The organism is Streptomyces lonarensis (genome assembly GCF_012033735.1).
GTDB lineage: Bacteria > Actinomycetota > Actinomycetes > Streptomycetales > Streptomycetaceae > Streptomyces > Streptomyces lonarensis.
The window spans coordinates 1-9,219 of sequence record NZ_JAAVJD010000210.1; the positions used below are offsets into that span (position 1 = coordinate 1).

Annotated in this window: 7 protein-coding genes; 1 reads left to right on the forward strand and 6 read right to left on the reverse strand. The window is 73.5% G+C overall.

The genetic code is table 11. The features are described from left to right. Positions 1-85 precede the first annotated feature (85 nt). The 6 genes from yicI to HCN56_RS20400 form a co-directional block, all read right to left on the reverse strand. The gene (gene yicI / locus HCN56_RS20375) at positions 86-2,383 is read right to left on the reverse strand and encodes an alpha-xylosidase (protein WP_167973233.1); all 2,298 of its coding nucleotides are present in this window, start codon (positions 2,381-2,383) and stop codon (positions 86-88) included. Then, the gene (locus tag HCN56_RS20380; RefSeq protein WP_167973235.1) at positions 2,384-3,877 is read right to left on the reverse strand and encodes a GH1 family beta-glucosidase; all 1,494 of its coding nucleotides are present in this window, start codon (positions 3,875-3,877) and stop codon (positions 2,384-2,386) included. Between the two features lie 82 nt (positions 3,878-3,959). Further along, positions 3,960-4,787: a carbohydrate ABC transporter permease gene (locus HCN56_RS20385; protein WP_376770902.1), complete on the reverse strand. Its 828-nt coding sequence runs from the start codon at positions 4,785-4,787 to the stop codon at positions 3,960-3,962. Positions 4,788-4,793: 6 nt separating this feature from the next. Then, a complete protein-coding gene (locus tag HCN56_RS20390) occupies positions 4,794-5,762 on the reverse strand; it encodes a carbohydrate ABC transporter permease (RefSeq protein WP_167973237.1) in 969 nt (322 codons plus the stop codon). An 8-nt stretch (positions 5,763-5,770) separates the two neighbouring features. Then, a complete protein-coding gene (locus tag HCN56_RS20395; protein WP_245246799.1) occupies positions 5,771-7,006 on the reverse strand; it encodes an ABC transporter substrate-binding protein in 1,236 nt (411 codons plus the stop codon). An 80-nt stretch (positions 7,007-7,086) separates the two neighbouring features. Continuing rightward, the gene (locus HCN56_RS20400) at positions 7,087-8,136 is read right to left on the reverse strand and encodes a LacI family DNA-binding transcriptional regulator (protein WP_167973241.1); all 1,050 of its coding nucleotides are present in this window, start codon (positions 8,134-8,136) and stop codon (positions 7,087-7,089) included. 311 nt (positions 8,137-8,447) lie between these two features. Between HCN56_RS20400 and HCN56_RS20405 the strand changes: the two genes are divergently transcribed. Continuing rightward, positions 8,448-9,188: an alpha/beta hydrolase gene (locus tag HCN56_RS20405; protein ID WP_167973243.1), complete on the forward strand. Its 741-nt coding sequence runs from the start codon at positions 8,448-8,450 to the stop codon at positions 9,186-9,188. The last annotated feature ends 31 nt before the right edge of the window (positions 9,189-9,219 follow it).

The following is a 9,219-nucleotide window of genomic DNA, read 5'->3' on the forward strand; positions in this document are numbered from 1 at the left end:
GGGCGGCTCCCAGGGGAAGCCGCCCGCCGCCCGACGCCGATGGCCCGGCCCGCCCCCGCTCGGCGGCCGACCGTGCCTCAGCCGGTCAGTCGACCACCCGCAGCGAAACCTCCGAGGCCCCGTCCGACACCTCGACCGGGGCACCGTAGCCGTCCGCGCCGGCGAGCACCACCGACCAGCGGCCGCACGCCTCGGCGCCCGACTCCACGCGGACCCGCACCGTCTCCCCGTCGCGGCGGGTCCGGAAGACGGCGACCGTGGCGCCGTCCGTGCCGGGCAGCTCCGTGAGGGTCTCCGTCCCGTCCGCCGGGGCGTGCACCCGCAGCGTCACCCCGCGCGCCCAGTCACCCGCGGCGGAGTCCGCCGCCGCGGCCATCGGCACCACGGAGCCGGGGCGCGCGAGGAGCGGCAGCGTGTCGAAGCCGTGGCGCTCCCGCCGCCACCCCGGTCCGGTGAACCGTTCACCGGTCAGCAGGTGGGTCCACTCGCCCGCCGGAAGGTAGTACTCCACCTCGCCCTCGGCGTCGAACACCGGCGCCACCAGCAGGTCGTCGCCGAGCATGTACTGACGGTCCAGCCCGTGGCACCCGGGGTCCTCAGGGAACTCCAGCACCATGGCCCGCATCACCGGCGTACCCGAGCGCTCCGCCTGGACCGCCGCGCGGTACAGGTAGGGCATCAGCCGCAGCTTGAGCCGGGTGAAGTCACGCATGACGGTGACGGCCTCGTCGTCGAAGTTCCACGGCACCCGGTAGGAGCTGCTGCCGTGGAGCCTGCTGTGGGAGGAGAGCAGGCCGAACTGGGTCCAGCGCTTGAAGACCGCCGGGTCCGGTGTCCCCTCGAAGCCCCCGATGTCGTGGCTCCAGAACCCGAAGCCGGAGAGCCCGAGCGAGAGCCCGCCACGCAGCGACTCGGCCATGGCGTCGAAGGTGGACTCGCAGTCACCCCCCCAGTGGACCGGGAACTGCTGGCCCCCGGCGGTGGCGGAACGGGCGAACAGCACGCCCTCGCCCTGGCCCTTCTCCTCCCGCAGCACCTCGAAGACCAGCTCGTTGTAGAGCTGGGTGTAGTAGTTGTGCATCCGCTCGGGGTCCGAGCCGTCGTGCCACACCACATCGGTGGGGACCCGCTCCCCGAAGTCGGTCTTGAAGCAGTCCACCCCCTGCCGTGCCAGCCGCCGCAGGTGGTCGGCGTACCAGGTGCGCGCCTCGGGGTTGGTGAAGTCCACCAGCCCCATCCCGGCCTGCCACATGTCCCACTGCCAGACGTCGCCGGCCCGGTCGTGGAGCAGGTACCCGCGGTCGCGGGCCTCGGCGAACAGCGGCGACTTCTGCGCGATGTAGGGGTTGATCCACACCGAGATCCGCAGGCCGCGGTCGCGCAGCCGCCGCAGCATGGCGTCGGGGTCCGGGAAGACCTCCGGGTCCCAGGTGAAGTCGCACCACTGGTACTCGCGCATCCAGAAGCAGTCGAAGTGGAAGACCTCCAGCGGGATCTCCCGCTCCGCCATGCCGGAGACGAAGCGGTTGACCGTCTCCTCGTCGTAGTCGGTGGTGAACGAGGTGGAGAGCCACAGCCCGAACGACCACGCGGGGGGCAGCGGCGGGCGGCCGGTGAGCGCCGTGTACCGCTCCAGGATCTCCTTGGGCGTGGGGCCGTGCACGATGTAGTACTCGACGCTCTGGTCCTCCACGCTGAACTGGACCCTGCCGACGGCCTCGGACCCGATCTCGTAGGACACCTTGCCGGGGTGGTTGACGAAGACCCCGTATCCGCGGTTGGTGAGGTGGAAGGGGACGTTCTTGTAGGCCTGCTCGCTCGCGGTCCCGCCGTCCGCCTGCCAGATGTCGACGCTCTGGCCGTTGCGGGTGAACGGGGTGAACCGCTCCCCGAGGCCGTAGACGAGTTCGCCCACCCCCAGGGACAACTGCGCCACCGCGTAGTGGTGCCCGTCGTCGGTGACGGCGAAGCCGGTGCCGCGGGGCCCGGCGGAGACCAGTTCGCGGCCGTCCGCGCGGAACGAGAGCCGCCACGGTTCGCGGGTGTCCACGCGCAGCGAGAGCGAGCCGGCGTCGATCCCGGCGATCCCGTCCGTCACCCACGCGTCGGGGGCGTACCCCGGGTCGCCGGTCAGCTCGAAGGCGGGGGTCCGCGGCCGCCGGCCCGCGTGGTGGGTCGACCGCACCGCGATGACCCCTTCCGCCGGTGACCAGGTCTCCACGGTGACCAGCGGGGCGTTGAGCGTGTTGCCGCGCCGCTCCACCTTGCGGACGGCGGCGTGCAGGGTCAGCCGGCCGTCCTCGGCGCGGGCGTCCCGGACCTCCGTGGCGTAGGAGGTCCGCACGCCCTCGCGGTTCAGCCAGTAGCCGTCGGTGAACTTCACTCAGCTCTCCTTGTTCGGGGTTCCGTGTCCGTCCTCGCCCGAGGCGGGCGCGGTGCGGGCGGTGCTCGCCGGCCCGTCCGCGGCCCGGTGCCGGGCGATCAGCTCGCGGTACCAGTGGTAGCTGTCCTTGGGGGTGCGTGTGAGCGTGTCGTAGTCCACCCGCACGATGCCGAACCGCCGGTCGTAGCCGAAGGCCCATTCGAAGTTGTCCAGCAGCGACCAGACGTAGTAGCCCCGGACGTCGACGCCGCGCTCCACGGCCTCGGCCAGGGCGACCAGGTGGCCGTGGAGGTACTCGACGCGATCGGTGTCGTGGACCCGGCCGTCGGCGGAGACGGTGTCCGCCTCGGCCGAGCCGTTCTCGGTGATCACCACCGGCGGCAGGCCGGGGTAACGGGCGACCAGCTCCGTCAGCAGGTCGGTGAAGGTGGCGGGGACCACCGGCCACCCCATGGTGGTCGTCCGGACGTCGCCCTGCCAGCTCTCCGCCGCGCCGATGTCCACCGCGGTGCGCCGGGCGGGGTCGGGCTCCCGGTGCGGGGTGTCGGAGACGGTGATCGGGCGGTAGAAGTTGACGCCGACGAAGTCCAGCGGCTGCCCGATGAGTTCGAGGTCGCCGTCGAGCCGGGGTACCGCGTCCAGCAGTGGGCCCCAGGTCTCCCGCTCGTGCTCGGGGTACCGGCCCGCGAACAGCGGGTCCAGCCAGATGTCGTTGTGGAGGACCCCGGCCCGCCGTACCGCGGCGGCGTCCTCGGCCGAGGAGGAGGCGGGGACGAGGTGGTCGGGGTTGAGCGCGATCCCGACCTCGCGGGCGCCCGCCTCCCGCAGTACCCGGGTGGCCAGCCCGTGCGCGACCAGCAGGTGGTGGGAGGCGGCGATCGCCCCGGCGCCCTCCTGTGCGCCAGGGGCGTGCCGACCCACCGCGTACCCCACGAACGCCGCGCAGAACGGTTCGTTGAGCGTCATCCACCGGCCGACGCGGTCACCGAGCCGTTCGACCACCATCCCCGTGTACTCGGCGAACCGCTCGGCGGTGGACCGGACCCGCCAGCCGCCCTGGTCCTCCAGCTCCTGCGGCAGGTCCCAGTGGTACAGCGTCGCCGCCGGCTCGATCCCCGCCGCGAGCAGCTCGTCGACGAGGCGGTCGTAGAAGTCGAGACCCGCCGGGTTGACGGGGCCGGACCCGCCCGGCTGCACCCGCGGCCAGGCCACCGAGAACCGGTAGCTGTCGGCGCCGAGCTGCTTCAGCAGCGCCACGTCCTCGCGGTAGCGGTGGTAGTGGTCGCACGCCACGTCACCGGTGGCGCCGTCGGCGACCTTCCCCGGGGTGCGGCAGTAGGTGTCCCAGATGGAGGGGCCCCTGCCGTCGGCGTCGTGGGCGCCCTCGATCTGGTAGCTGGCCGTGGCCGCGCCGAAGAAGAAGCCGGGAGGGAAGCGGGGGAGCCCGTCCGCCGCTTCCTGCCGGGTGGTCCCTGCCGGGGTGTTGCTGCTCATCGGGGGGTGGCCTCTTTCGGTTCTCGCTGGTCGGGTGGGGAGGGCGGTCCGGCGGGCGCACCGCGGGACGGAGGATGGGGCGTCACTTCACCGAGCCCCCGGTGATGCCGGCGGCGATGTACTTCTGCGCCGCGATCAGCAGCACGGCTGCCGGGATCGCCGACAGCACGGCCGTGGCCATCACGGCGCCCCAGTCGCTGACGTGCGCGCCGATGAACTGGTAGATGCCGAGGGTGACCGGCTTGACGTCGTCGGTGGTGTTCAACGTGAGGGCGAAGACGAAGTCCGCCCAGGCGAAGAGGAACGCGAACAACCCCGCCGTGATCAGTGCGTTGCGGCTCATCGGGAGCACGATCCGGCAGAACGCCGTGAACCGGTTGGCGCCGTCCACCATCGCCGCCTCGACCACCTCCGTGGGAATCGAGACCATGAACGCGCGCAGCAGCACGATGGCGAAGGGCAGGCCGAGCGAGGCGTCGGCAAGGATCAGGCCGAGGTAGGAGTTGACGAGGTTCAGCTCCGCGTACGCGTTGTACAGGGCGTTGGCGACGACGATCGACGGCACCATCTGGGTGATGAGGGTGCCGAAGACGATCGCCCGCCCGCCGCGCAGGCCGAACTGCGCGAGCCCGTACGCCGCGGGAGCGGCGAGCGTCAGGCACACCACCACCGCGCCCAGCGAGACGACGATGCTGGTCAGCAGCGAACCGCCCTGGGTCTCCAGCGCCCGCGCGAAGTTGCCGAAGTCGGGCGAGGTGGGCACCAGCTGCGCGGCGGCCACCGCCGAGTCGGGCTGCAGGGCGGTCGAGATCATCCAGTAGACGGGGAAGAGCATGACCGCGAGGATCGCCAGGGCGAGCGCGGTGTTGCCGAGCGAACGGGCCCGGGTCCGGTTGCCGGTGGTCTGCACGGCTGATCACTTCCCCTTGCCGAGGTCGGCGCGGTTGACCCGCAGGTACAGCACCGCGAAGACGGCGCTGATCAGGATGAGGACGTTGCCCACCACGGCGCCCTGGCCGAAGTCGAGCTGGAGGAACGACAGCTGGTAGGTGAGGGTGCCGAGGGTCTGGGTGGAGTCCGCCGGCCCGCCCCCGGTGAGCGCCAGGATCAGGTCCAGCACCTTGATCGTCGACATGAAGCCCAGCACCAGGACGACGGTGATCACCGGCCGCAGCATCGGCAGGGTCACGCTGCGGAATGCCCGCCACGGCCCGGCGCCGTCGAGCGAGGCCGCCTCGTACAGCTCCCGGGGTATCTCCTGCAGACCGCCGTAGAGGATCACCATGTTGAACGGGATGCCGATCCAGATGTTGACGAGCACCGCGGAGAGGAGGGCGACGCTGGGACTGGCCAGCCAGGGCACGGCGTCCATCCCGAAGACCGAGAGGAAGCTGTTGAGCACGCCGTGGTCCTGGTCCATGATGCGGCGCCACACCACCGCCGAGACGACCATCGGCACCAGCCACGGCAGCAGCAGTACCGCGCGGATCGGGCCGGAGAGCCGGAACCGCCGCGAGAAGAACACCGCGAGCCCCAGGCCGATCGTGAACTGGCCGAGCAGCGAGCCCGCGGTGAACAGCAGCGTCTGCCACACGGCGTCGGTGAACAGGCTGTCGCCGAGCACCGCGCGCCAGTTGTCGAGCCCGGTGAACGGCGCCTCGCCGGTGAAGTACGTCGTCGGCGTGTACTGCTGGAAGCTCATCACCACGTTGTTGACGAGCGGGAAGCCGAAGAACCCCAGCATGTACAGCAGCGCGGGGGCCACGAACAGCCACTGGTAGAGGCGGCGCCGGGTACGACCGCGCTCGGCGGCGCGTCGTGCGGCGTCGCGCTCGGTGCCGCCGCTGCCGCCGACGGTCCCGGTGGGGGAGTGGGTGGTGGTCATCGTCGTCCTCACTCTCCGGTCCGGGCCTGGCGCTGGGCGCGCTCCAGCGCGTCCCCGGGGGTGGTGCGGCCGGTCAGCACCGACTGGAAGGCGCCCGCCATGGCGTCCGCCACGACCGGCCAGCCGGTGCCCACCTCCGCGGTGCGGGACCGCGCCGTCGCGACCAGGTCGGCGAAGGGCGCAAGCTTCGGGTTCTGCTCCCGGTAGGCCGCCGCGGCGTCCTCCCGGGTCGGGACGTTGTTGACCCGCTCGCCCCAGGCGAGCTGGTTCTCCTCGGAGTTGAGGCAGTTCAGGATGCGGCCCGCGTTCCCCTCGCGCTCCTCGTCCCCGCCCGCCGGCACGGTCATCACCGTGCCGCCGATGGGCGGCACCGGGTCCTGCCCCGCCTCGGGGACGGGGATCGAGGCCACCGCCCACTCCACGGCGTCCTGGCCGTCCAGGACCGGCACCTGCCACGGGCCGTTGATCATCATGGCGGCCCGTCCGGAGATGAACTGGTCGTTGACGTCCTGCTGGTTCCAGTTGACGACGGAGCGGGAGGCGCTGCCGTCGTCCAGCAGGTCCTTCCACAGCTGGAGCGCGGCGTCCCCCGCCCCGTCGTCCAGGGCCGTCTCGTCGCCGCCCGCGGACCAGAAGAACGGCAGGAACTGGTAGACGCCGTCGGCGTTGGGGCTCGCGCTGAACGCCATGCCGTAGGTGTCGCCCCGGGTCAGCGCGGCGGCACCGGCACGCAACTCCTCCCAGGTCGTGGGCGGTTCCAGTCCGGCCTCGGCCAGCAGCTCCTCGTTGTAGATCAGGGCCAGGGAGTTGACCGAGCGGGCGACGCCGTACTGCGCGCCGTCGTGCGAGCCGAGCGAGACCGCGCTGTCGGAGAGGACCGAGGTGTCCACCCCCGCGTCGCCGAGGGGGAGCAGCCCGCCGGTCTCCGCGAACTGCGGGAGCTCGGAGCCGTCCAGCTCCAGGATGTCGGGCAGGGAGTCCGAGGACGCCATGCGCAGCGCCTTGGTCGCGACCTGGTCGGCCGGCACGCTGATCTGCTCGACCCGCAGTCCCAGCGGTTCGGCGCAGCGGTCGAAGTGGTCCTGGTTGGCCTCGTGCTCCGCGGTGTTGGTGGCGGAGTTGAGGACCGTCACGGTGCCGGGGTCGGGCTGCCGGGCGCAGCCGGCGAGGCCGGCCGCCGCCATGACGGCGGCCAGCGGCAGCGCCACGGATCGCTGCGGGGTGCCTCGGGTCGGACGTCTCATCGTCGGGTTTCGCTCCATTCGCGGCTCGGGCGGAGGGCGGGCACCGGCCCGCCGCTCCGCGCGGGCGCCGGTGCCCGCGTTCAGCGGGCGTCGGGCGTGCGCGGCGGTGCTATCGGCACCCCGGGTGCCATGCGGGGTTCGAGGAGTTCGTGGCGGGGGCCGCCCGCCACGGGGCGGCGCTCGGTGGCGGGCAGGGCGCCCGCCGCCGTCAGGGCCAGCTCGGTGACGGCAGCCGCCATGCGGCCGACGGGGAGGTCGATGCGCGGCAGGTCGGGGAGGCCGGACTCGTCCGGGATGGTCCCGACCGGCACCACCGGCAGGTCGTCGGGCAACCGCACCCCCGACGCGGTGAGTTCCGCCAGCACCTGCGGCAGCGGGATCAGGTGCTGCACCACCAGGGCGGTCGGGGGCCGGTCGGTGGCCAGCAGCTCCCGCACCCGGGCGGCCGCGGTGCCCGGGTCGTCGGAGGAGGGCCGGACGGTGACCTCCACGCCGGCCTCCCGCGCGGCGCGGTGCGCGCCCGCCAGCCCGTGCAGCGCGTAGCCGCGCCGGGCGGCGACCTCGTGGTCGGCGGAGGAGAGGAAGGCGATGTGCCGGTGGCCGACCGCCGCGGCCTGCCGGACCGCGAGCGCGACCGCCGCCTCCCAGTCCAGGTCGACCCAGGGGACCTCGGTCTCGTCGCGGGCGTCGCCGTGGCCCAGCAGCGCCACGGGGAACCCGGCCGCCGTCATCGCGGCGACCCGCGGGTCGGCCTCCTCGACCGCCATCAGCACGGCGGCGTCGGCGAGCCCGCTGCCGGCGACCCGGCGCAGCCCCCGTACCCCGTCGGGGTCGGTCATCAGCAGGACGTCGAAGCCGTGCACCCGTGCGGCGTCGCTGATCTCGACGGCGAACCGCCCGTCCACGGCGCGGTACTTCCCCGCCTCGCGCGGCACGGCCAGCGCCAGCACCGAGCTGCGGGAGCTCCGCAGGGTCCGGGCGCTGGCCCGCGGGTGGTACCCCAGGTCGCGCACCGCCTCCAGGACCCGGGCGCGGGTCTCCTCGGAGATCTTCCGCGAGCCGCTGAGCACGTAGGAGACCGTGCTGGGCGCGACGCCGGACCGCTCGGCGACGTCCTTGATGGTGGCCATGTCCGCTCCTTCGCGGTCGTGGTGCGCCCCTCGGCACGACGGCGTCGAATCGCTTCGTCGAATCGTTTCGATGAGGTGGCCAGGATGTTAGGGCCGGGTTGCGAGCCAGGGCAATACCCTGGATGGGAGCGGTACCCCGGGTGGCCGGAAGGGCACCCCGGGTGCTCGCGCAACCGTCGCGTGCCGCCCCGGGGCGTCCGCCGCGTGGGGAGGGCGGTTCCGGCGACGCCGGACGGCCCCGCCCCGCCGGCCGCCGCCCGCCGGGGCCGGGCGTCTTGGCAGCTCGGGCCGGGGGTGGCAGGCTGCGGCCCATGAGTGACGACGCGACAGCGCTGACCTTCCACCCGCTCCCGGCGGGCGCGCCCCGCCCCGCCGGTGGCGCACCCGGGGTGATCGTCATGCCCGGCGGGGGTTACACCCACCTCGCCCCGCACGAGGGGAAGCCCGTCGCGGAATGGCTGGGGCGGCTCGGTCTCGCCGCATGGGTGCTGGAGTACCCGGTGGGCCCGGCAGCGCTGCACCCCGCGCCGCTGGACGCCGCCCGCGCCGCGATGCGTCGGGCGCGCTCGGAGGCCGCCGAACGCGGCGTCGACCCGGGCCGGATCGGGGTGCTCGGCTTCTCGGCCGGCGGCCATCTCGCCGCGCACCTCGCTGCGGGGCCCGCCACGGCGGAGGCGGAGCGGCCCGCGTTCGCCGTGCTCTGCTACCCCGCGACCTCCTGGCACAGCTTCGCCACCGGCGAGGGCACCGCGCGCCCCGACCCGCTGCTCGGCGCCGGGTCAACGGACGCGGGGCGCCGTGAGCTGTCCATCGAGTTGATCGCGGTGGAGCGGACCCCGCCCACCTTCGTCTGGCACTGCGCCGACGACACCGTCGTCGGCGTGGAGCACGCGCTGTCGTTGACGCGGACCCTCGCCGGGCTCGGCGTGCCGGTCGAGCTGCACGTTTTCCCCTCCGGCGGACACGGCATCGGGCTGGCCGAGGGCGCCGGGCCGGCCGCGGGGTGGACGTCGCTCTGCGAGCAGTGGCTCGCCCGCACGGTCTCCGGCTGACGAAGCCGGGCGGCGGGGTCCGCCGCCCGGA

Excerpts from the sequence above, each read along its gene's own strand:
- HCN56_RS20380 (WP_167973235.1), bottom strand. The coding sequence starts at position 3,877 with ATGAGCAGCAACACCCCGGCAGGGACCACCCGGCAGGAAGCGGCGGAC.
- HCN56_RS20390 (WP_167973237.1), bottom strand. The coding sequence starts at position 5,762 with ATGACCACCACCCACTCCCCCACCGGGACCGTCGGCGGCAGCGGCGGC.
- HCN56_RS20395 (WP_245246799.1), bottom strand. The coding sequence starts at position 7,006 with ATGAGACGTCCGACCCGAGGCACCCCGCAGCGATCCGTGGCGCTGCCG.
- HCN56_RS20400 (WP_167973241.1), bottom strand. The coding sequence starts at position 8,136 with ATGGCCACCATCAAGGACGTCGCCGAGCGGTCCGGCGTCGCGCCCAGC.
- HCN56_RS20405 (WP_167973243.1), top strand. The coding sequence starts at position 8,448 with ATGAGTGACGACGCGACAGCGCTGACCTTCCACCCGCTCCCGGCGGGC.